General features: G+C 43.1%; 20 protein-coding genes. 11 read left to right on the plus strand and 9 right to left on the minus strand.

All coding sequences use genetic code 11. The features are described 5' to 3' along the window. The 3 genes from WKF69_RS07810 to WKF69_RS07820 form a co-directional block, all read right to left on the minus strand. Positions 1-2,361: SusC/RagA family TonB-linked outer membrane protein (locus tag WKF69_RS07810; protein ID WP_340381002.1), on the minus strand; the 2,361-nt coding region annotated here is incomplete at its 3' end. Between the two features lie 290 nt (positions 2,362-2,651). Then, positions 2,652-3,635: a FecR domain-containing protein gene (locus WKF69_RS07815; protein ID WP_340381004.1), complete on the minus strand. Its 984-nt coding sequence runs from the start codon at positions 3,633-3,635 to the stop codon at positions 2,652-2,654. Positions 3,636-3,726: 91 nt separating this feature from the next. Then, on the minus strand, positions 3,727-4,308 hold the full coding sequence (locus WKF69_RS07820; RefSeq protein ID WP_340381006.1) for a sigma-70 family RNA polymerase sigma factor: 582 nt from the start codon (positions 4,306-4,308) through the stop codon (positions 3,727-3,729). A 340-nt stretch (positions 4,309-4,648) separates the two neighbouring features. Between WKF69_RS07820 and WKF69_RS07825 the strand changes: the two genes are divergently transcribed. Then, a complete protein-coding gene (locus tag WKF69_RS07825; protein ID WP_340381008.1) occupies positions 4,649-5,551 on the plus strand; it encodes an aldo/keto reductase in 903 nt (300 codons plus the stop codon). A 92-nt stretch (positions 5,552-5,643) separates the two neighbouring features. Further along, the gene (locus tag WKF69_RS07830) at positions 5,644-5,937 is read left to right on the plus strand and encodes a DUF2752 domain-containing protein (RefSeq protein WP_340381010.1); all 294 of its coding nucleotides are present in this window, start codon (positions 5,644-5,646) and stop codon (positions 5,935-5,937) included. On the opposite strand, the gene WKF69_RS07835 is transcribed toward WKF69_RS07830, so the two are convergent. Beyond that, positions 5,934-6,671 (minus strand): RDD family protein, encoded by a 738-nt coding sequence (locus WKF69_RS07835; protein WP_340381012.1) that lies wholly within the window; start codon positions 6,669-6,671, stop codon positions 5,934-5,936. The genes WKF69_RS07830 and WKF69_RS07835 overlap by 4 nt on opposite strands. A gap of 82 nt (positions 6,672-6,753) precedes the next feature. On the opposite strand from WKF69_RS07835, the gene WKF69_RS07840 reads away from it, so the two are divergent. From WKF69_RS07840 to WKF69_RS07870, 7 genes are all read left to right on the plus strand, one after another. After that, entirely contained in the window at positions 6,754-7,725 is a 972-nt protein-coding gene (locus WKF69_RS07840) for a stage II sporulation protein M (RefSeq protein ID WP_340381014.1), read from the plus strand. Beyond that, positions 7,709-8,596, plus strand: a complete 888-nt coding sequence (locus WKF69_RS07845; protein ID WP_340381016.1) for a hypothetical protein — start codon at positions 7,709-7,711, stop codon at positions 8,594-8,596. The genes WKF69_RS07840 and WKF69_RS07845 overlap by 17 nt, the downstream gene beginning before the upstream one ends. Next, the gene (locus WKF69_RS07850; protein WP_340381018.1) at positions 8,596-9,324 is read left to right on the plus strand and encodes a hypothetical protein; all 729 of its coding nucleotides are present in this window, start codon (positions 8,596-8,598) and stop codon (positions 9,322-9,324) included. Before WKF69_RS07845 ends, WKF69_RS07850 begins: the two co-directional genes overlap by 1 nt. Further along, positions 9,324-10,502, plus strand: a complete 1,179-nt coding sequence (locus tag WKF69_RS07855) for a DUF4350 domain-containing protein (RefSeq protein WP_340381020.1) — start codon at positions 9,324-9,326, stop codon at positions 10,500-10,502. The genes WKF69_RS07850 and WKF69_RS07855 overlap by 1 nt, the downstream gene beginning before the upstream one ends. 1 nt (position 10,503) lies before the next feature. Further along, positions 10,504-11,481: a MoxR family ATPase gene (locus WKF69_RS07860; protein WP_340381022.1), complete on the plus strand. Its 978-nt coding sequence runs from the start codon at positions 10,504-10,506 to the stop codon at positions 11,479-11,481. Next, positions 11,465-12,850: a DUF58 domain-containing protein gene (locus WKF69_RS07865; RefSeq protein WP_340381024.1), complete on the plus strand. Its 1,386-nt coding sequence runs from the start codon at positions 11,465-11,467 to the stop codon at positions 12,848-12,850. Before WKF69_RS07860 ends, WKF69_RS07865 begins: the two co-directional genes overlap by 17 nt. Positions 12,851-12,976: 126 nt before the next feature. Beyond that, a complete protein-coding gene (locus tag WKF69_RS07870; RefSeq protein ID WP_340381026.1) occupies positions 12,977-14,215 on the plus strand; it encodes a hypothetical protein in 1,239 nt (412 codons plus the stop codon). A gap of 28 nt (positions 14,216-14,243) precedes the next feature. Here WKF69_RS07870 and WKF69_RS07875 read toward each other — a convergent pair whose 3' ends face one another. Then, positions 14,244-15,701 (minus strand): sulfatase, encoded by a 1,458-nt coding sequence (locus WKF69_RS07875; protein WP_340381028.1) that lies wholly within the window; start codon positions 15,699-15,701, stop codon positions 14,244-14,246. Between the two features lie 252 nt (positions 15,702-15,953). Between WKF69_RS07875 and WKF69_RS07880 the strand changes: the two genes are divergently transcribed. Beyond that, the gene (locus tag WKF69_RS07880; protein WP_340381030.1) at positions 15,954-16,310 is read left to right on the plus strand and encodes a DUF2784 domain-containing protein; all 357 of its coding nucleotides are present in this window, start codon (positions 15,954-15,956) and stop codon (positions 16,308-16,310) included. A gap of 104 nt (positions 16,311-16,414) precedes the next feature. Here WKF69_RS07880 and WKF69_RS07885 read toward each other — a convergent pair whose 3' ends face one another. Both WKF69_RS07885 and WKF69_RS07890 read right to left on the minus strand, forming a co-directional pair. Then, positions 16,415-17,365 carry a TIM barrel protein gene (locus WKF69_RS07885; RefSeq protein ID WP_340381032.1) on the minus strand — a complete coding sequence of 317 codons (951 nt, stop codon included), beginning with the start codon at positions 17,363-17,365 and terminating at the stop codon, positions 16,415-16,417. Positions 17,366-17,446: 81 nt separating this feature from the next. Further along, positions 17,447-18,145 (minus strand): SIMPL domain-containing protein, encoded by a 699-nt coding sequence (locus tag WKF69_RS07890; RefSeq protein ID WP_340381034.1) that lies wholly within the window; start codon positions 18,143-18,145, stop codon positions 17,447-17,449. A gap of 121 nt (positions 18,146-18,266) precedes the next feature. Between WKF69_RS07890 and WKF69_RS07895 the strand changes: the two genes are divergently transcribed. After that, positions 18,267-19,469 (plus strand): GAF domain-containing sensor histidine kinase, encoded by a 1,203-nt coding sequence (locus WKF69_RS07895; RefSeq protein ID WP_340381036.1) that lies wholly within the window; start codon positions 18,267-18,269, stop codon positions 19,467-19,469. 349 nt (positions 19,470-19,818) lie between these two features. Here the strand turns inward: WKF69_RS07895 and WKF69_RS07900 are convergent, their stop codons facing one another. Together WKF69_RS07900 and WKF69_RS07905 are read right to left on the minus strand one after the other, a co-directional pair. Continuing rightward, on the minus strand, positions 19,819-20,928 hold the full coding sequence (locus WKF69_RS07900; protein ID WP_340381038.1) for an acyltransferase: 1,110 nt from the start codon (positions 20,926-20,928) through the stop codon (positions 19,819-19,821). A 62-nt stretch (positions 20,929-20,990) separates the two neighbouring features. Further along, positions 20,991-22,026 (minus strand): HAMP domain-containing sensor histidine kinase (locus tag WKF69_RS07905; RefSeq protein ID WP_340381040.1); only part of this gene is annotated, 1,036 nt, incomplete at its 5' end.

Raw genomic sequence — 22,026 nt, forward strand, 5'->3', positions numbered from 1 at the left:
GATACGATCTTTTAATAGGCTGAAGTCCAGTCCAAGGTTAGTACCTGTTGTGCTTTCCCATTTCAGATTCGGATTACCCAGTAGTACATTAGCAGTAACCCCGGTGGTGGTTACTGCATTGTAGATGTATTGCACACTGCCCAACTTCGTGATAGTTCCATAAGCGTCAATGGCCTGGTTGCCGGTTGTCCCGTATGAAACCCTTAATTTCAGGTTATTTATACCCTGAATATTTTTTATAAAATTTTCCTGTGATATGTTCCATGCAAGTGCAACAGAAGGAAATGTGGCGTATTTACTTGTATTTACGCCGAATGCTGAGAAACCGTCGCGTCGTGCCGTAGCTGTAAAAAGATATTTTCCCGCAAACGAATAATTCAGTCTTCCCATTTGCGATAAATATTGCTCCTCAACTAATCCTGAGCTGGCCGTAGGTACAGCAGCTGCCTCAATACCATTATAACCCAACTGATCATTAATGAACGTGTTAGCGCGGATCCCCGTACTAAAAGCGGTAGACTTTTGGGCGCTATATAATCCAGTAAGATCAATACGGTGCTTACCCCAGGTACGGTCGTAGGTCAGGATATTTTCAATGATCCAGCTATTTGTTTCACTATTATTTGCCCGGGCACTTCCCACAGGATTATTGGAGTTTCGTCCGGCATAAAAATTCTCCCTCTTCGGGACAAATGAGTAGCTCCCGTTAAACCTGAATTTTAATCCTTTGGCAAAAGCAGGCTTTAATTCAGTATAGAAGTTACCTGTCATGTTTTTTGCATGATTAAATACATCATTATTGAGTCCCAAAGACGGGTGTTCATAAAATGTATCAGGAGCCATGGGGAAGAAAATATAGTTTCCTTTTGCATCGAGATTTTGTCCGTACGGACTTATTTTCCCTGCCTGCAGAAAATTAACCTTCCCTCCATCATAATTATTTGATGAATAAAGTAGTGAAGCGCCGGCAGTTAACCAGCTGGTTAAGTTGGCATCCAGGTTTGAGCGCAGACTAGCCCGTTTATACTGGTAACCTTTTAAAACACCTTTCTGATCCAAAAACTCACCTGAAATGTAGTATTTAATATCTTCTGTTCCCCCGGAGATATTCAGGTTATGATCCTGTAAATAGCCCTGCTGTGATATTTCGTTGATCCAGTCCGTAGTAATCCCCGCATTATAATTGGCTAATTCGCTGGAATTAGGAACAGGAGCAATTGTACCGCCAGTTTGCCTGGCCCATTCCAGGTTCTTCTCCACATATTGTTCGCCGCTCATTAGCGGAAGCAGGTTGGTTTTAAATTCAGGGCCCACATAGGTATTGTATGAAATCCTTGGCTTGCCCGTAGTCCCTCTTTTGGTAGTAATAAGAATAACACCGTTCGATCCGCGGGTTCCATAAATCGCTACGGCTGATGCATCCTTTAAAACTTCTATTGAAGCGATATCATTAGGGTTAATATCATTAGTGAGGCCTCCCTGAGAAGTAATGGGAATACCATCTACCACAATGAATGGCCCTGATGATGCCCCGATAGAATTCTTGCCCCTCACCAACACCTCAATGTTACTGCCCGGAGCAGTTGAGTTTGTAGTTATGTTCAAGCCAGCTACAGATCCCTCTACTGCCTGCAGTACGTTGGTCACCGGCAGGTTAGTAAGCCGTTCTTTAGGAACGGAAGTCACTGAACCGGTAATGTCGGAGCGCTTTTGGGTACCATAACCTATTACGACCACCTCGTTCAATGAAGTAATATCTTCATTCATGGTTACATCCAGTCTTTGTCGGCCATTCAAAGCTATCTCCAATGGCGTAAATCCCAGATAGGAAAAGACTAGCGTTCCGTTTGCGTCCGGCAATGTAATACTGTAATTGCCGTTTGCATCAGTTGAAACTCCTTTGTTACTGCCCTTTAGTTTAACGCTTACACCCGGAAGGGTCTGCCCTTTTCCATCACTTACCTTTCCCTGCACGATCACATCCTTATATGCCACTGCTGGATCGGATGTTAGAACAGTAGACTCGGCAATGGGTACTTCTTCGCTGGGAGTAATCAGGATCTGCTTATCGACCTGCCTGTATTTCAAATTGGTATTGGCAAGGATAACCTTTAAAAATGCCTCCACAGATTGCCTGCCAGAGGGAACCCGTAAATTCCGGATCTCCTGTACATCCTCTTTACGGTACATAAAGTGAAACGGGCTTTGTGCCTCGATCTTTTGAAATGCTTTCAGCAGCGATTCGTTTTTCAGCTCAAGGCGGATCTCGACCTGACTAATGGCCTGGCTTCTGACAGGTGTCGCCGAAAACAACTGGATACTTGTTGCAATGATAACGAATGAAACTATTCCAATTCTCATAATATATCGGTGTAGCGAAGTGTAAATGAGATGTTTATCAACAGGATTCAATATTTTATTATCCCGTATATGCTCAGAAATGGTAAAAAAAATCATATTTTTAACTGTTTTAAGTGATCAATACATCTTACCCGCAAGGGGAGTAATTTAAAACGCAATGTATCTGCTCCGATGGCCGTCGGATCAATACACCCTCTGAAAAGCCTGCTTTGCTGGTACTTTTCAGAGGTTTTTTTAGGGCGGGAGCGATGTTCGAGAAAAGTTCATGTCTGATAAAGATTAACCCGTTATTATTCTCTACTACTGATAGCTATAGTTGCATTTTCTTTGTTGAAGTGATACGCCGCATTATTAAACTCACATATACTTTTCAGTACGTGGTCGAGGCTCTCGTCCTTATAAAAAATGGTAGAGAATCTTTTGGACCTGATCTGCTCGTCGCTGAAGCTGATGCGAACCTTGAAACGCTCCTCCAGGAGTTCGGCCGCATCCGCTACGGTTACGTCATCAAACAAAAGATCCTGATCCTTCCAGGTTAAATAGGCCTGGCTATCAACCTTTTTTTGACTTGCAGATTTCTCAGGCTTATGATAGGTGATCTGTTGGTTTGGAGTGATTACGCCAAGTAATTTATGATGATCATCTACTTTAACCTTTCCGCGAGTTACTGTAACTATAATATCTTCCTCTGCCGGCCACGCTTTAATATTGAAAGCTGTTCCCAAAACAGTCGTTTCGAGCCTTCCTGTATGCACAATGAATGGCTTGGAAGAGTTATGTTTAATGTCGAAATATGCCTGTCCTTCCAGGTAAACCTCGCGCTTATCCATCCCATCGAACGATGAAGGATAATTCAACTTGCTGCCACTGCCGACAATGACAGTGCTTCCATCGGCTAAACGAATAAGCCGGTGCCCCTTGTTTTCAACTGAACGGACGAGAGCTACCTGTTTCGCCGGCTTGTGATTTATAAAATAGAGCACTGCAGCCGTACTTACAATAAGAACTAACGCGGCGGCGCTAATCCGGGCGACCCAGTTACGCCAGAGGGGCCGCACCCCAGTGGTACCATAATTTTTTAAAGCAATGTTTTTCCATATCTCTTGTTGAATCTGATCTTTGGTTTTATTTCTTTGATTACTCCGCATCAAAACCACGACGTCAGGTTCCGACTCAAACAAGTTGTAATAGCCTGATAAGAATTGTTTCTCTTCAGAATTTGCATGTCCATCAAGGTATTTATGAAGCAGTCTGAGGAAGGTGGATTTGTCCATAGGATGTTTAATTGCTTGTGAAGACCTTGTATAGATAAGACCCGGAAATGGAAGAATCTCCCATCAGGATTGAAAATATTTTTATCAGGGATCAGTTATCTGAAAAAAAGACTACCATAATGGCCATCAGGTGGATTAAGGAAACGCGTAATTGCTCAATTGCTTTTCCTAGCTGATTCTGAACCGTTTTTACAGACAGCCCCAGTTTATTTGCGATGACCTTTGTGGGAAGGTCTTCCTGAAATCGAAGACGGAAAATAACCTGGCGTTTTGAAGGAAGAGCTTTTAAAATCGCCTCGTAACTTCTGTAAAATTCTTTCCAGCGAATGTTTGCATCAGTTTCTGAGTAGGTGGCTGGAAGTTGTTGCAGGATATCCAAAAAAGGTGAAATCAGGTCCTGTTTTGCCACAGCCTTGAATACACGGTTCTTCACCGATACGGCAAGGTACGCTGAAATATTTCTAATTGAAAGCTCTTCTTGTTTCAGCCAGATATGTACAAAAATATCCTGCACAATATCTTGAGATTGCGGATGATCTTTTAAACGTTTGTATGCATTCGCATAAGTGGTTTCCCAATGCCTCTCATAAAGGATGTTAAAAGCCTGCTTGCTGCCCTGTTTAATTTGCTGCAGCAACTCTTCATCCTTAATCTCAGCGCCGGTTAGCCTCATATTTAGTAATATAGACAATAAATGTAATAAATGTTCTTTGCATTTACATCTCCATAATATATATACTCGGTAGAGTAACGGCACTACACTGCATAGAAACAATACATAGTCCCATTGGATGATGTGCGAGTATCATCATTTTTGCCCACCCGGAGGGGACCAGTATTTCAGAAAATTTCAGAAGTAAATATGCCAGATTGATTAACTTGCATCGACCTCTAATATAATTGAATATGCAACCATCATGATTTTGCCAATGCCGCAGGAAATCATTATCAAATCATGATAGCCCTGCCTACCGGCAGGCAGGTTCATCACCTTTAAAAACCAAAATAAACAGATGAAAAAGATATATATGGGTGATACCGGCTTGAAGGTTTCTCCTGCAGTGTACGGATTTTACAGATGGGAGGACGTCAAAGATCCCCGGGCCACTTTAAAAAACATAGTTAGCTTGTGCCTGGAATTAGGAATAAACACCTTTGACCATGCTGACAGTTACGGCGGCTATCAGTGTGAAGAATTGTTTGGAGAACTCCTTGCTGAAAATACATTTAAGCGCGAAGACGTCGTGATTTTTACCAAGTGCGGCTTGCGAATCCCCAATCCTCAGAATGAAGACATCAGAACAAGGCATTACAATACCTCTGCTTCACACATTACAAAAAGTGTAGACGCGTCCCTGAAAAAGTTAAGAACTGATTATATCGATATTTTTTTACTGGACAGGATTGACCCGATCTCCAACCTGGAGGAAACGGCACTAATCCTTGAAAAGCTTGCAGACTCGGGAAAGATCAAAAATATAGGAATAGCAAATTTCTCTGTGTTCCAGCATCAGCTTCTAAGCTCATACTTAAGAAAGCCTATCGTAACCAATCACATCGAGTTTAATCTATTAAAAACACAAGCACTGGATAACGGGCAGCTGGATTATATCAAACAAAAATACATGCAGGCTCTGGTATCTGCTCCACTGGCCGAAGGCGAAATTGCCAACGGAACCGGGATTCAGGCAACGCGTGTCCGCGAAAAGCTTGAAGAGCTTAGCGCAAAGTATAATGCAGACATCGAGGCGCTCGCCGTGGCCTGGCTTGTAAAGCTTGGAGCTATTCCTTTGATAGGAACCACCAGCGAACAACGGATTAAAAACATAGCGAATAGCTTTTCCATAGATCTGGATCACCAGGATTGGTATGAGCTATACAATGTGTCAGCAGAGTTTCAGGGAGTAAAATCTTAATGAGTGGAAAGTGGAAAGTGGAAAGTGGAAAGTTGAAAATTGAAAGTGGCCTTTCAGACGTCAACTGGCAATGTTAACTGTCAACTTAACTAATGGAATGGATTGAGCATAACCTATTCAGATGCCTGTTTAAAACCTTAACCGGATGGGATTGTCCGGGCTGTGGCTTTCAACGGTCAATTCTTTCACTGATAAAAGGAGATATACAAAATAGCTTTTTCCTATATCCGGCTACAACCCCAATTCTCCTGCTTATTGTATGGAGTATTATCCGAACGCGATATACAGTTAAAAATTCGGAGATGGTCACGAGAGCCATGGTTCTCGTTTCTGCTTCAACAATAGTGCTTTCTTATGCAGTCAAGCTGGCGAATGCAGGCAATTAAATTGTTTCCATCCTTACAGCAAGATGATTGTAGTCCTTTACAATGGTTTCCAGAAACTCCAGCTCACCAACGTAGCCCTGTGTTTTAATTCCGAGATGATCCAGAACCTGGGTTTTCATATTATAAAGCAGGTTATCATTCCCGCTAGCCGAATAACTGGCTATCACATCATGAATTAATAAAATCTCCTTGTCTGTCAGGTGGATTACTTCCGGATAAACCGGCTTATAATTTTCATCCTCAGGAATAAAGGCCAAATTATTCAGCTGTGCACGCGGTTCGGTTTTTATCAGGGTTGTTCCTGCAACCAGATCTCCAATACGTTGTTTGTTTGGAGTCGAAACTACGGAGATCACAGCAGCTAAATGAAAAGTGATTGAAAAATCCACCATCCTGAACACCCACCGTAGTAAATACTGCCCCAGTGTTGGCCTTGCTCCATCCAGGCTCACCACTTTTATCTTCATCATCTTTTTGCCAATACTCTGCCCATTAAAAAACATTTCACAGACCAGGTCATAAAAGCAAAAAAGAAAACCAAATATCCATACAATAACTGTCGGGTTTCTTCCAACTCCACTGGGCGTGGAATACGACGAAGCAAACATCATCAAAAAGTAAATTGCCAGAAAAAGGCCCACATCGATTAGCCTGGCAAGTATCCTTTCACCAAGGCCGGCAACAGGATAATCAATAGTTATATTTTGAGAAGTATGGATTTTTACTGTTTGCATCGGAAATTATATTGTTCAACAATATTGTTAGAATTAATTAAAAAATGTAATTATTTTAACAGAATATTCGAATCATCTACCAATGAGAGAAGCTTTGTTTGTAAAGCATAATTCCCCAAAATGGAAAAAGTACGAGAGCTTCAGATCTGACAACCCGGACGAGCTTGCCCAATTTTTCCTGGAAGTAACGGACGATCTAGCATATGCCAAGACGTTTTATCCCAGGTCGAAAACTACAGAATACCTTAATGGGCTAGCATCACGATTCCATCAGACACTTTATCGCAATAAGAAAGAGAAGTCAAACAGGTTTATATTATTTTGGAAAATCGAATTACCCCTGCTATTTAAAAAATATGAGCGGGCGATGTTCTATTCGCTGATGTTTTTCGTCAGTGCCTTCCTCATTGGTATTCTTTCTGCCCGGTATGATGAGCAATTTCTCAGGATCATTATGGGACAACAATACATCAACATGACGGAGGAAAATATAGCTAAGGGTGATCCTTTCGGGGTTTACAAACAAGCTTCCGAGCTTCCCATGTTTTACTATATCGCTCAAAATAATTTGAAGGTGGCATTTTACACATTTGCGAGTGGCATTTTTCTGTCTGCGGGTTCTGTCATCATTCTGATAAAAGAGGGTATCAGGCTAGGTTCTTTTGAATACTATTTTTTTAGCAAGGGACTTGGCTTACAGTCAGTCCTTGTAATTTGGATCCACGGCACGCTCGAGATCTCCGCCATTATTTTAGCCGGCGGTGCGGGTTTGGTCTTAGGGAACAGCATCCTTTTCCCAAAGACCTATAAGCGCATGGAATCCTTTAAACGCGGGGCTAAAGACGGCATGAAGATTTGTATCGGAATAGTACCGATATGGGTTTTTGCAGCATTTCTGGAAGGTTTTGTCACGCGGCACACAACAATGCCTGCCTGGCTGAGTATATTCATCCTGGGAACGTCCCTGCTATTTATCATTTGGTACGTCATCCTCTATCCAAATCAATTATTTAAATCACTAGCTTATAAAGCAACGAATGGAAGAAAGTTTTGAACCAAGGAAAATCCGCGATTTCGGCGAGGTTATTAATGACACATTTGTATTTATTTTCCAGACATGGAAGCCACTCCTGAGAGCATATGGAGTGATATGCGGCTTTTTTGTTGTCGGTAGCTTACTGGCTTCTCTTTTACAGCAGTTCCGAATGATGAAAGGGATGAAAAATGGTTTTGCTGGAGCCCCCAGGGATTCTTTTAGCGTCCTGTCAAACTTATTAGGGTTTGAATATATCATCGCCATGTTATTTTCTATGATGACTTACACGGCAATCACCCTAACATCGCTGGCATTTATTCATTTGTACAAAGAAAAAGGGAACGAAGTTCCCACTGTAGAAGAAGTCTGGACCTATGTTAAATTTTACTTCTTCAAGTTTTTGGGAAGCGGAATATTGTTATTTGTCTTATTCCTTGTTGGGTTTATGTTTTGCTTTATACCCGGAATATATCTTTTCCCAATTATCTCCCTGATGTTTCCAATAATGATGATGGAAAGTGCAAACCTCGGCTTTGCCTTTAGTAAAGCCTTTACACTCATTAAGAATAACTGGTGGCCTACCTTTGGTGTACAGGTCATTATGCTGATCCTTGTTACACTGGCAGGATTTGTCTTTTATATTCCACTGTTTGTTGCCGGTATCGGGGGTTTCTTTGGAGGCGTAACCAGGATGACCACACTCAGTGTTATAACTCAGGTCGTTGTTACTCATATTACTATGGTGTTTTTGGTATTTCCAAACATTGCCATCGCTTTATCTTATTATAGTTTGAGCGAGCAAAAGGATGGAACAGGTCTGTTGGATCGCATAAAAAGTTTTGGCAAAAAAGATTCCCCTAATCCAGACCTGGCACCCGAAGAATATTAATGGAGTTGCGAAAAATCATCCGTATCACCTTGCTGATATTTTTTCTCGCGGGTTCTTATAGATCTGCTGAGGGAGCGCCTGTACAAAAACCGCCGGTTATCAGATTGGACAGCAGCGCGATAATGCTTCGTACTTTCGATCAGCCTGCACTCGATCGCTATAGGGCGCAAAAAGATTTTCAATACGGCACTGATTATCAAACCGCCCGGTCCTTATGGAGTCGTTTCTGGACATGGTTCTGGAGCCTGTTTACAAATGTCATTTCTGATGCAGCTTCAAATAATGTGACGAAGAACATTTCACTCCTTGTGCTGGCGGGCCTGATCATTTATCTTTTTATTAAATTTTCGGGAATAGGCGTTTTGCAGATGTTCAGCGGCAAAGCCAAACCGATACCCCTACCCTACTCTGAATCGCCGGAAAACATTCATGAAATAGACTTTGAACCCGAGATTGAGAAGGCAATCCATAATCTGGATTACCGGCTCGCGGTACGTATGTTGTATCTGAAATGCCTTAAAAAACTTAGCGATACCGGGTTAATCTCCTGGCAGATCGACAAGACCAATTCCAATTATGTCGCTGAGCTTGTTAACTCCGGCAAAAAGGAAAAATTCACGTTCCTTACCCGACAGTTCGAATACATCTGGTACGGTGAATTCAATATTGACCAACCTACTTTTATTGAGATACAGAATGATTTCAAAGATTTTAATAAAGGCTTATAATGAGAGATCTTAAGGTTTACATCGGAATCGGATCGATCCTCTTAATGGTGTATTTAATAGCGCAGTACAATAAGCCTCAGCCGGTCGACTGGTCCCCAACATATTCAAAAGAAGATAAGATCCCCTACGGCACATATCTGTTGCACCGTCAGATCAATGATATTCTTCCTGGCAGCAGGATCTTAGTCAGGCGCAAGCCTGTTTTTAATGTTTTTCAGGAAGAAAAGGTTAACCCGGGTAATTATCTCATCATCGCTGGCACTGTAAATCTTGACGACTATGATTTCAAGAAGCTGGTGAATTACATGAAACAAGGCAATAAGGTGTTTATAGCTACCTATTATCTCGGCAATTTTTTGAGTGATACTTTAAAGGCAAAGATAAGCAGCGAAGTTAAGATTAAGAATACCGGGTCCTTGCTGCATTTTACAAACCCTGTGTTAAACCCTAGAAAACAATACAAGTTCGACAGGGATATCGGGAACCAGTATTTCAGCAGGTTTGATACTGCAAAGGCAACTGTTCTGGCGATGAACAGTAAAGGAAACAGCACTTTTATTAAATACCCTTACGGCAAAGGGGCTTTGTATCTGATGTCCAGCCCACAATTCTTCACAAATTACAATCTGATTAACCCCGGGGGCGCTGAGTTCGCTGCAAAATCACTCTCGTATTTAAATCCCGGAGGAAACCTGATATGGGATGAATTCTCCACGCTGGGACCCGCACAGGATACTTCCCCATTGAGTGTCTTATTAAATTATCCTGAATTAAGATGGGCTTATTACATTGCTTTATTCAGCTTGATAGCCTTTGTTCTTTTTGAAATAAAAAGACGCCAAAGGGTTATCCCGGTTCTGGAGCCTTTACAAAATACCACCGTTGAATTCGTAAACGTTGTAGGCCAGGTGTACTACGAGCGTAAAGATCATAAAAATTTGACCGATAAGAAGATTACCTACCTGCTTGAACATATCCGGTCGATGTACCGCTTAAATACCAACTATATTGACCAGGAGTTTATTGAAACCCTGAGCAATAAAACGGAGATTGGGATCCCGGAAATCCGGGTGCTGATGGCAATGTTAAAACGATATTCAGACGCAGAGCAGATTACCGATCAGCAACTTATAGAGCTTAATAACAAGATAGAGAACTTTTATAAAAAATCAGCATAATATGGATCAGGAATTTACAGGACAAAGAACGGATTTAAGCCAGCTTAACGCCTCGGTTGAGCAGATCAAAGCAACCCTGGGCAGTATTGTTATAGGACAATCTGATATGATCGAACTGCTGATTGCAGGAATTTTGGCGGATGGGCATATATTGATTGAAGGAGTTCCCGGCATAGCAAAAACTCTGACCGCTAAATTGCTCGCTAAATCACTGGATGCACAGTTTTCCAGGATCCAGTTCACACCAGATATTATGCCATCTGATGTTCTCGGCACATCAATATTTAACCCGCGTGAAAGCACCTTCGAATTCAGGCAGGGTCCTGTATTTGGTAATATTATCCTTGTAGATGAGATCAACCGGGCTCCCGCCAAAACGCAGTCTGCTTTGTTTGAAGTGATGGAGGAACGCCAGATTACTATGGATGGACATACCTACCAAATGCAGGAGCCATTTATTGTTCTCGCTACTCAAAACCCGATCGAACATGAAGGAACTTATCGCTTGCCCGAAGCACAGCTCGATCGGTTTCTCCTGAAAATAGAAGTAAAGTACCCATCCCTTGAGGAAGAAGTCGCAATAATAACGCAGCAGCATTCACAGACAACCAGGGAGCAGTTGGAAAAAGTTGTTCCGGTGATAACAGCTGAGCAGATCCGTTCATACCGGAAGCAAATAAGGGCTTTACATGTCGAGCCTAAACTCATCGAGTTCGTAGCAAAGATCATCCATGAAAGCCGGACGAATAAGTCATTGTTCCTTGGCGGCTCGCCGCGTGCGTCTCTGGCGATAATCAATGTAGCAAAAGCTATCGCTGCCATTAATGGGCGCGATTTTATAACCCCGGACGATATAGTAAAAATAGCGCCGGCCGTATTGAGGCATCGGATTATGCTCACACCTGAAAAAGAAATGGAGGGAATCTCCCCGGATGATGTGATCGCACAAATCATCCAAAAAATTGAGATACCAAGATAGTTTAACAGCATTAACCAGAACATTGAAAGTGCTTTTCACCCAATATTATGTTAACCTTTTCCTGAAGAATCGCCTATTCGCGGGATTGGGGCTTTCTTCCGTATTGTTCGTTCTGTCGTTCTTTTTCCCCTGGCTGGGAGCCATCCCTCTGCTTTTCTTTCTAACTCTGCTTGCTCTGGTTGCAATCGATATACTATTGCTCTATCGTGTGGGCAATGGCATCTTTGCCCGTCGTGATTCACCCGACAGGCTGAGCAACGGCGACGATAATAATTTGGGCATTCACATAGAAAGCTTCTACTCCTTCCCTGTCGGCGCCGGAGTAATTGATGAGATACCTTTCCAGTTTCAGCAAAGGAATATCTGGTTCAAAGTAGATTTAAAGCCACGGGAAACCAGGATCATTTCCTACCAGCTCCGCCCTTTTAAACGGGGCGAGTACGAGTTCGGCAAGATCCATGTGTACGTGCATTCACCATTAGGTTTGTTGAGAAGGCGCTATTCGTTTGATGAGTCGGAAACGTTACCTGTTTACCCGTCCTTCTTGCAAATGCGCAAATATGAGCTCCTGGCCATTTCAAACCGCCTGTCCGAGACGGGGATCAAACGGCTTAGGCGGTTGGGGCACAGTATGGAGTTCGAACACATTAAAAATTATGTGAGTGGTGATGATTACCGCAGCGTTAACTGGAAGGCAACAGCCCGAAAAGGAGATCTGATGGTAAATTCATTTACTGATGAAAAGTCGCAGCATGTTTACTGCATCATAGACAAATCAAGGTCGATGAAAATGCCTTTTGACGGGTTAAGTTTACTCGATTATGCTATAAATGCCAGCCTGGTGCTTTCAAATATCGCCTTGCTTAAGGAGGATAAGGCGGGATTGATCACCATATCTGAGAAGATCGGGGCTGTAATTCAAGCCGACAGGCGCCCGACCCAATTAAACCAGATCATGGAGGTGTTATTCAAGGAGAAAACGCGCTATCTGGAAACCAATATGGAACTGTTATATAGCACCATCCGTTCTACCGCCAAACAACGAAGTCTCATGGTATTCTTTACGAACTTCGAAAGTATGTCGGCTATGGAAAGACAGCTTCCCTTCTTAAAGCGAATAGCCCGGTTCCATCTGCTATTTGTCGTCTTTTTTGAAAATACGGAGCTACAGAAATTAAAAGAAGCTCCTGCCCGAAACGTCGAAGAGATCTATATCCAAACCATTGCAGCGAAATTCGCCAATGAAAAGAAACAAATAGTTAAAGAGCTGGCAAGACATGGGATCCAATCTATTCTCAGCACCCCGCAGCAACTGACGGTAAATACCATCAATAAGTATTTGGAGGTGAAGGCGAGGCAGGGAGTTTGAGCTAAATCATTAATTCGTGTAACAAATTCAAACAGGATTAGTATTTAACCTCTATTCTTGTGTCTATCCGGTTAAATGGGGCGAATTTAATTATCTGAAAACTCAATCGATTTAAAACACTACTTGATGAAACATATGAAACTTAATTTAAGCCTTATCACAGCCTTTGCCGGAATCCTTATCTGTACGGCGTCAGCATTCAGCCAGTCAAAGGTTTATAATATCTATGCCGGGAACACACATTCACATACACAGTACACAGAATCCCATGGAGCCCATCTCGGCAAAGTCGCTGGTGCCGCGAAGTTTATGGACATTGACTCGAATGGTGTCGGACGGGCAATCAACTCTCCGATGAAACCTGATTGGCAGAAACATCAGGGTCTTCCTTCGGTTCATTTCGATTTAGCCAAAGCTAATGGATACGATTTTTTCATCACGACCGATCATTCCCAGGAAGCCGGCTTTTATCCCACAAGTCCGACTAATCCGCAGTGGATAGCAGCACATGATCAGGCAAAAAAAGCAACAGATAAGAACTTTGTTGCGCTGACCGGGTATGAGCATTCGGAAAACAACGGCCCGGGTAATGGAAAAGGTCATTTCAATGTGATAAATTCGGCTGCCTATCTGAATGCCCTTGAGAAGGGTGTCGATATTCAAAGCTTCTACAAATGGGTTGGAACGGCTAAAGCCTACAATAACGAAGGGCCTGTAGTTGCCACTTTCAATCATCCTGATCCTAAGTCCTACGATAGCTTTGCCTTTCGCGATGCTAAAGTGACGGACGTGATTACGATGATGGAGATGATTAACTCCAATAAGAACATCCATTATGCTGCTTTTTTGACGGCACTTAATTTAGGCTGGAAGATCTCCCCTGTCGCTGGAAATGATAACCATGGAACGGAAGCTATCAGTAAACATACGTCCAGAACATTCGTGCTGGCAGAGAGCAAATCTAAGCTTGACATCCTGAATGCGATGAAGAATCGCCGTACCTATGCCGCTCTCGATCAGAATATCCAATGCCGGTACTCAGTAAACGGACAGATCATGGGATCTACTCTGACCAAGGCGTCCGAATTCAAATTCGATGTTCAGATCAGTGACCCGGATGCAGGAAATTCGAGAGATATGATCACAAAAGTTGAGATCCTAAAGGATAATGGCGTGGTAGTAGAAACCTTCGAACCGACTCCTGCTCATTCAGTAAAATGGAACCCGGTAATAAAGGACACAACGAGCAAATATTTCTTCATTAGAGTTTATAATGCCGGAGGAAGTGATTCTGAAGGAGCTGATGCTAAACCAAATCCTGCAAAACCAATTGCCTGGTTAGCGCCGGTGTGGACGGGCAGATAGGTTTATCAGACGTATTGATCAACCCAGGCTAAGGGATAATCTTACCCGCCTGCCGCACATTAGCTCCGGTCCGGCCCTGCAGGTCATCTCCAAGGTCGGCACGCGCTGCTTCTGCAATTTTCTCCAGCGAGGCCACCATCTCAGGAAATTGATCTTTCACATCATAACGCTCTCCGGGGTCTCGTTCCAGGTTATATAAACCACCGGCTACACTGTAGTTATCCTTAACCTGGCCGGGCTGGCCGTTCATTCCGGGAGCAAAACCCTCATAACTTCGCCCGGGGTGAGGAAATATCAACTTCCAGCTCCCTTGCCTTACCGCCTCGAGGTTATTCTTCTTGAAATAATATAAAAACTGCTGACGCGGTGTCTGGGAATCGTCCCCTTTTAACACGGCCGTAAAATCAAACCCGTCTATCTTTCGCTGTGTCTGCTTTGCCCCGCAGATGGATGCGACTGTCGGCAAAATATCGATAGTTGACATAAGTTTATTGCTTACCCGGCCAGCAGGCACCACTCCCGGCCAACGGATAATACACGGAACGCGCTGCCCTCCTTCAAAGGAAGTGCCCTTGCCTTCGCGGAATCCGCCTGATGATCCGGCATGGTCGCCGTAATTAAGCCAGGGGCCATTGTCGCTGGTAAAGATCACCAAGGTATTTTTATCCAGTCCCTGCTTTTTCAGTTCAGCTAATATCTGTCCAACTGACCAGTCTATCTCCATCATCACATCTCCAAAAATACCCCGATTACTTTTTCCTTTGAATTTTGACGACGCAGCAAGAGGTACGTGCGGCAATGGGTGTGGTACGTACATGAAGAACGGCTTGCTTTTATTTTTACGGATAAAAGACGTTGCCCGTTCGGTGATCAGGGTGGTCAGCTGTGCAATATCGTCCAGGTTTTCTATTTCCTTAACCGGCTGGCTACCTTCAATAAGATTTAATGGAGGATATTTAGTTCTTGGCGAATAAGGATGCTTCGGCCACATATCATGAGAATAGGGCACCCCAAAATATTCGTCAAAACCCTGGGTCAAAGGAAGCATTGAAGGATGATCGCCAAGATGCCATTTTCCAAATATCGCTGTTGTATAACCTTTTCCCTTCAGCAGATCTGCGATGGTCTCTTCGTCCCGGTTTAACCCGACCTGAGAACCCGGCATTAAAGCGCCGCTTATTCCAAGCCTGTTCGGGTAACAACCAGTTAAAAGAGCCGTCCGGGATGCCGAGCAGACAGCCTGCGCCGTTAGAAAATTCGTAAATCTCGTTCCCTCAGCTGCCATGCGGTCGATATTCGGCGTCTGATAATTGAGCGCGCCTGTAACTGAAAGATCACCATAACCCATGTCATCAAGGAAAATAAGGACCACATTTGGTGTCGCGTTTTTCACAGGAGACGCAGCACCAGTTAATAGGAACAGGCAAAACAAGGTACCTGACGATATAAAAAATCGCAGAGTTTTAAAGGTAGTTGAGATTTTCATAGATGTAAATTACTGAAATTGAAAGTACATAGGAAATTTTTGGTAAGGCAATATGGTCCCAATTTCGCCTCGGCCTTTCCATATCTGAAATTAAGAAATATTATCAATCTTTACAGCATTAATGTAAGATGGTCAAATAGTGGAAACTCAGCAGAAAACAGAATGTTCCCGATGTGCTTTTGACATCCAGTCACTCTCAACCTGCCTATCGGCCAGGCAGGCTCTCCACTTTCAACTCTCAACTAATAAAACGTGCAGATCCTAGACTTCCTCCTAACCCTCCTCCATCTCTTCATAATCGGTTTCAACCTTTTTGGCTGGATCTGGCAGTCAACTCGTAAACTCCATTTTTACCTGGTAATAGCAACCGTCTTTTGCTGGGTGGTTCTTGGCTTTTGGTATGGCTTTGGCTATTGCCCGATAACCGACTGGCAATGGCAGATTAAAGCCAAACTCGGCGAGCAAAACTTACCCAACTCATTTATCGAATATATGGCCGAAAAGGTAACGGGCGCGGATATTGGTTCCGGCCTGATTGATGGAGTTACTGCTGTTAGTTTCGGAATTGTGGTTATAATGACTTGTGTTTTGTATAAGAAGACAAAGTAGGAAATCTGAACGTCTGAAGTGATCGCATACGCTATCCGCCTAGTCTTGATACTTGATACCCTGCCTGCCGGCAGGCAGGTTGATACTCGATTCTTTTTTTTGCTTTACACCCCTGCCTTACGGATCACTTCCAGCGTTTTTGCCAATCCGGTCTCAGCTACCTTCTGCAAGTCCTGTTTCCAATACTCCGGGTTGTATAATTCAAGCGAAATACATTTTCTGAATCCGGTGGCTTTTAGATCGCGCAGTATCTGTTGCAGGGGTAGAATTCCGTCGCCGGGATAAACACGATGACTATCCCCTAAGTCAGCAATTGCAGGAGATGCCGGTGCGTCCGAAAACTGAAAGATTGCAATTGCACTTCCGTTCAGCAGCTTTATCGATTCAAAACCACCCTCAGAAATATGCATATGATAGGTGTCAGGAATCATCATCGCCGAAGGATGGTTGGCGTCCATGATGATGGCCATTGCCTGGCCCATTGTCTTTATAGGCTGATATTTTACAAATACCAGTGCTGGATGGATTTTGTATTCGCTGATCCCGATTTCAAGAATTTCACGATAACGCGCGGCCATCCATTTCTGATTATAGTTCTCTCCGGCGTTGTTCGCTATGGTCTGAATGTGCTCCGCGCCAATAGCAGCAGCCATCCGCATCCTGTTACGGGTGTCTTTCAGTGAGCTGTCGAACTGTTCCTTAGTTGGCGGTATGGAGTTCCATAAACCAATAACACTTGGAACAAATAAACCCAGATCTTTTATTTCCTTGCCGAGATCTTTGAGATTTCCGCCCCCGGCTTCAAACTTCTGCAGCTCACCGTCCCATGGTTCAATAGCATCATATCCGGCTTTAGCCGCTATTTTGATCTTATCCTTTAATGATGCGGGGCGGATCGTGGCAGTATCGAGACAAATTGGCCACGGGCTCACCTTCTTCTGATAACGCTTTTCCTGCTGGCCCGTAGTTACCGGCCTCGCCGCTGTCCAATTAAGCGGTAAAACACCTGCAGCGCCAACCGCGGCTGTCAGGGAAACAAATCTTCTTCTGTCCATGCATATTTGGGAAAGCTCTAATATACAGAATCGTTTCAGGGAAATAGAAAGCTAAAGTGACATGCACATCAATACTTTCTCTTATTCCATTCTAAACACCGCCCGCATCTTCGAACTCAACTTCACCGTTTTAAAATCAACATTCGACGTAGCCGCCGATTGCTCAACAGTCTCATAGAGTGAACCATTGCCCGCATCCATCCGCCTGTTCATGTTTTCCGGCTCGACAATTTCCGATATTTCAATCGCCTCGCCCAGCTTCTTATCAATTGACCCGGTCAGGTAGAGCGCTTTATCCCGGGCCGCTTTAAGCGCCTTGATCTTCAGGTTCTTTTTTATGGTATCCAGATTGGAATAGTCATATCCCTCTATCTGTGTATACTGGATTCCCTGAGGATCCATCGAAGACAAGATCGCATCGAGTTTTTTAACATCCGGCAATTTAAGCCGGTATTGCTTTCCCGCCATAAATTGTGGGTCACGGCTTCTTTTATAGTATTCCTGGTAGCTTGCGACATTGTTGATCAGCAAATTCTTCGAATCAATTCCGGCCGCCTTTATCGAAGCCTGCAATTTTTGTTCAAGGATCTCAATGGAAACCCGCTGCTTTGTTCCGGTCACAAAATATTCCCTGAGTGATATTCCGACATAGACAATATCAGGAGTAACTTCGGTTTCAGCACTTCCGATAACTTCGATCCTTTCTTTTGTTGATTTTTCTGAGCATGATGACGCAAGCACAACAGTCCCCGCCAACAGCATTGCAATAATCTTTTTCATAGTGCATTTTTTAATATTAAGATGAAGAATAAGGAAAATTTCCATAACTCCTGTCGCGCATTACCTTGTTTATACCTATTATCTTATCTTCGTTAGTTCTACAAAGGCGCTCAAAGGTACTATGCTAAACTATCCGGTATTAGAAAATGAAGCTGAAAGGCTCCTCGCCCTTCAGTCTTATCACATTTTCGATACCGCCGAAGAAAAGGATTTTGATGATTTGGCGGCGCTTGCTTCTGCCATTTGCCAGATACCCATCGCCCTCATTACCTTTATTGACGATAAAAGACAATGGTTTAAGTCCCATCACGGTACCGATTTTACTGAAAACGAAAGAGGGCTCTCTTTCTGCACCCATGCTATTGCCTCATCAAACGATATTATGATCGTTCCCGACGCCAAAAAAGATTCACGATTTGCGGATAACCCGATTGTGACCGGCGGCCCCGAAATCACATTTTATGCCGGTGTTCCATTGATCAATGAAGATGGTTATGCGCTGGGGACAATGTGCGTGCTCGATCAGCAGACACATGACCTGAGCGAGTATCAGATCGAAGCATTAAAAACACTGGCACGCCAGGTTGTAGACAAGCTTGAGCTAAGAAGGAAAGTAGCCATACTTGAGAAATCAAATGAATCGCTGATGAGCGCCAATGTGCTGATTCAGAAATTTGCCTCTATGGCGGCCCACGATATCAAGAATCCTATAACCAGTATTTCTCTTACCTCACAGGCCTTAAAAAGGCGTTATGAGAAAAGCGGTGATGAAAGCTCATTAAAGCTGGTAGACATGAATATTGAAGCAACCAAAAATTTGCTGGAATTGGTAGATGAAATGCTGGAATACTCCAAATCGCCAGACCTGCTTATCTCTAAAAAGCAGACATTCGACTTCAAATCCCTTATAGAAAAGATCATCACGCTGATTGATGTCCCGGAAACTACCGCGATCGAACTGCCAGAAACAAAGTCTGATATCCATCTTTCTGTTATAGCCTTCGAACAGATCATGATCAATCTTCTGACCAATGCTATTCGTTATAACGACAAAGACCGGGGCTATGTAAAAGTTCGTTTTGCAGAAGAAGAGCATCATTATCATTTTGAGGTGGAAGACAACGGCAGGGGAATACCTGAAGAATATCATGAAAAGATATTCTCCGACAATTTCACTCTAAAAATTTCCGACAGGTATAATAAGAAAGGGTCCGGCATCGGCCTTTCTACTGTAAAAGATCTTGTTACCGCTTTAAACGGAAATGTAAGCTTGAAATCTGTCCCAGGGGAAGGAACGACGTTTTTTATTTCAATCAGGAAGTAGGTATTTGACTCTCCCAACTGTCCACTCAGGAAGCTCTCAACTACTAAGGAATTTCGGTGGGAGAAGTATAAGGAGCGTTACAAAATTCGGCGCAGCACTCGACGTAGATATTGGGATAGGTCGCTTCCCTGCCGGCCGCAGGCTGGCCAATTCCGTTAGGGCCCGACAGGTACGTTTCTTAAGCCAAAGCACTGAATCTCCGTTCACTTTAAATCCGCATCGGCTGGTGCGGTAATTACAGACAAGGCCAAAGCACTAATTTCCGAAGCAGCAGACGCAGCGGCGGCTTTTTGGTACTTTTCAGCTGAAGGAAAAGTACTAAGCCCTCCCGCGGCTATGAGCGGGAAAACTAATCTCGCACCGCAATCCTCGATTCAACCCGAACCTTCTTCGCAAAAAACTTTTGGTTAAAAAACCTCAACAGCTTCTTCTCTACAAACAAATGCAAAAACACCCCTGACAACACAGTGATCAAAAATATAAGTGTGGCTACTAAAGGTAAGAAAGCTTTACCTTCACCGCCGGGATTTAACAAGGCGAACGTTCTGGTTAGTCCGGATAGCAGCATATTGTGTGAAAGGTAGATTGAATAGGATGCATCGCCGATCAACACCAAAAAAGCAGGAAACTTATACGATGGGTTTGCCTGATCGAATCTTACCGCCAGGTAGGTAATTAAAGAAAAGAACAGCCCCATTAAAGTAACCGTGACAATATCTCTAAAAAAGACCAGCCCGTTTATGTGCATGGTTTGCTGAAGCAATACAAACAGAATAAGTAATATGGGAAACGCGAACTTCCATGAAAAAGCCACCTGATTGCATATAAAATAAGCTACAAGGCAGCCCATTAAGAATTCGAGAATCAGGATATTAAAAAAGAAATCCATATAGATACCACCCGGAGTATTAGCGAACGTATACAGGAGTATGAGCACAACCCAAACTGCTCCTGCAACTTTAGAAAACCTGAAACCGTAGCTTATACATATCCCAAAAACAATATAGAACAGCATTTCATAAGAGAGTGTCCACGCCACCCCTACCAACCTTATATCTGGATTCGGTAAAAGCAAAAAAGATTCGATGAGCAGCTTGATTACTGGCGGGGATGTTAAATCCATCGTTAAACCAGCATCGATCATGAACTGCGGCGTACTTATCAGATATATCAGTAAAAATACCACCGCGATAATCCAATAGATAGGATATATGCGGATAAAACGCTTCTTAAAGAAATTCCAGGAATTGATGCCTTGTGACTTCAGATCATCAAAATGAACATGGGTGATAATAAATCCGCTTAGAACGAAAAAGAAATCCACCCCAACAAATCCGAAGTTAAAGAAATTGCTGTAAGGAATGTAATTAAGGTGGTTTTTAGAATTAGCAATAAGATGATGCATCACAACCAGCATGGCTGCTATACCACGAAAAACCTGTATTAATGTGAATTTCATCTACCCCAGAATGTACACATTACAAACTAATATTTAATTCTTCCCGCATACTGGTTTGACGACTACTGTAATACCTTCGGTAGCTTAAAAGAGAAAGTTGAGCCGGTTCCATATTTGCTGTCAACCGAAATAATGCTGTTATGCCTGATAATGATGTCCTGGGAAATATACAAGCCAATTCCCAAGCCGGCTATAAATGCTGCCAGCTCCTCAACTCTGTAGAACCGGGAGAAAATTTCCGATTGGTCCTTTTCTTTAATTCCCATTCCAAAATCCTGAACACAAAACTGAATGTCATTGTCTTTTTCACTCACAGCTACAACTATCTGGTCTGCCTTGGGCGAGTATTTGATCGCATTAGAGATCAGGTTGATCATCACCTGTTCAATACGCTGCTTGTCTGCATCAACTATAAGGTCCAGCGCGCTAAACTTAGTGACGATCTTGTGCCCAAGGTGGCTATAATGCATCATTTCAACAACCTCTTCTACCAGTTCTACGATATTAAATTCGCCAAATGTCATGGATAACTGGCCCGCCTCGATCTTTGAAACATCCAGCAGGTCGGACACCAGGGCCTGGAGCTTGTCGACACTTGTAAGCGCTTTATCAGCCAGCTGCTTGTTTTTTTCGTCGTTACTAAGATTTCGCTGCAGGAATTGTAGATAAGCACTTAAACTGGTAAGAGGCGATCTTAATTCATGGCCCGCCAAAGCTATAAACTCGTCCTTCTTTTGATTTAGCTCTTTCAGTTGGGCATGAAGCGCGATCTCTTCATTTATAATAAGCAGTTCCGCCGCTCTTTTCTCCTTTTCCTCGCTTTGATAAATAAGCTCTATGTTAGCAATTGCCAGTTCAGCCGCACGTTTCTCCTTTTCTCCATTTTGATAAACAAGCTCCTTATTAGCAATGGCTAATTCCGCTGCCCGTTTCTCCTTTTCATCGTTCTGATAAACAAGCTCATTATTAGCAATGGCCAGTTCCGCTGCCCGTTTCTCCTTTTCTTCATTTTGATAAATAAGCTCTGTATTAGCTATGGCTAGTTCCGCTGCCCGTTTCTCCTTTTCTTCATTTTGATAAATAAGCTCTGTATTAGCT

Origin of the sequence: Daejeonella sp., from assembly GCF_037719425.1 — a bacterium.
In the GTDB taxonomy this organism is placed as follows: Bacteria; Bacteroidota; Bacteroidia; order Sphingobacteriales; family Sphingobacteriaceae; genus Daejeonella.

What these genes read in the sequence shown, in the direction of transcription:
- WKF69_RS07815 (WP_340381004.1), bottom strand. Translation starts at nt 3,635, where the DNA reads ATGGACAAATCCACCTTCCTCAGACTGCTTCATAAATACCTTGATGGA.
- WKF69_RS07820 (WP_340381006.1), bottom strand. Translation starts at nt 4,308, where the DNA reads ATGAGGCTAACCGGCGCTGAGATTAAGGATGAAGAGTTGCTGCAGCAA.
- WKF69_RS07825 (WP_340381008.1), top strand. Translation starts at nt 4,649, where the DNA reads ATGAAAAAGATATATATGGGTGATACCGGCTTGAAGGTTTCTCCTGCA.
- WKF69_RS07830 (WP_340381010.1), top strand. Translation starts at nt 5,644, where the DNA reads ATGGAATGGATTGAGCATAACCTATTCAGATGCCTGTTTAAAACCTTA.
- WKF69_RS07835 (WP_340381012.1), bottom strand. Translation starts at nt 6,671, where the DNA reads ATGCAAACAGTAAAAATCCATACTTCTCAAAATATAACTATTGATTAT.
- WKF69_RS07840 (WP_340381014.1), top strand. Translation starts at nt 6,754, where the DNA reads ATGAGAGAAGCTTTGTTTGTAAAGCATAATTCCCCAAAATGGAAAAAG.
- WKF69_RS07845 (WP_340381016.1), top strand. Translation starts at nt 7,709, where the DNA reads ATGGAAGAAAGTTTTGAACCAAGGAAAATCCGCGATTTCGGCGAGGTT.
- WKF69_RS07850 (WP_340381018.1), top strand. Translation starts at nt 8,596, where the DNA reads ATGGAGTTGCGAAAAATCATCCGTATCACCTTGCTGATATTTTTTCTC.
- WKF69_RS07855 (WP_340381020.1), top strand. Translation starts at nt 9,324, where the DNA reads ATGAGAGATCTTAAGGTTTACATCGGAATCGGATCGATCCTCTTAATG.
- WKF69_RS07860 (WP_340381022.1), top strand. Translation starts at nt 10,504, where the DNA reads ATGGATCAGGAATTTACAGGACAAAGAACGGATTTAAGCCAGCTTAAC.
- WKF69_RS07870 (WP_340381026.1), top strand. Translation starts at nt 12,977, where the DNA reads ATGAAACATATGAAACTTAATTTAAGCCTTATCACAGCCTTTGCCGGA.
- WKF69_RS07875 (WP_340381028.1), bottom strand. Translation starts at nt 15,701, where the DNA reads ATGAAAATCTCAACTACCTTTAAAACTCTGCGATTTTTTATATCGTCA.
- WKF69_RS07885 (WP_340381032.1), bottom strand. Translation starts at nt 17,365, where the DNA reads ATGGACAGAAGAAGATTTGTTTCCCTGACAGCCGCGGTTGGCGCTGCA.
- WKF69_RS07890 (WP_340381034.1), bottom strand. Translation starts at nt 18,145, where the DNA reads ATGAAAAAGATTATTGCAATGCTGTTGGCGGGGACTGTTGTGCTTGCG.
- WKF69_RS07895 (WP_340381036.1), top strand. Translation starts at nt 18,267, where the DNA reads ATGCTAAACTATCCGGTATTAGAAAATGAAGCTGAAAGGCTCCTCGCC.
- WKF69_RS07900 (WP_340381038.1), bottom strand. Translation starts at nt 20,928, where the DNA reads ATGAAATTCACATTAATACAGGTTTTTCGTGGTATAGCAGCCATGCTG.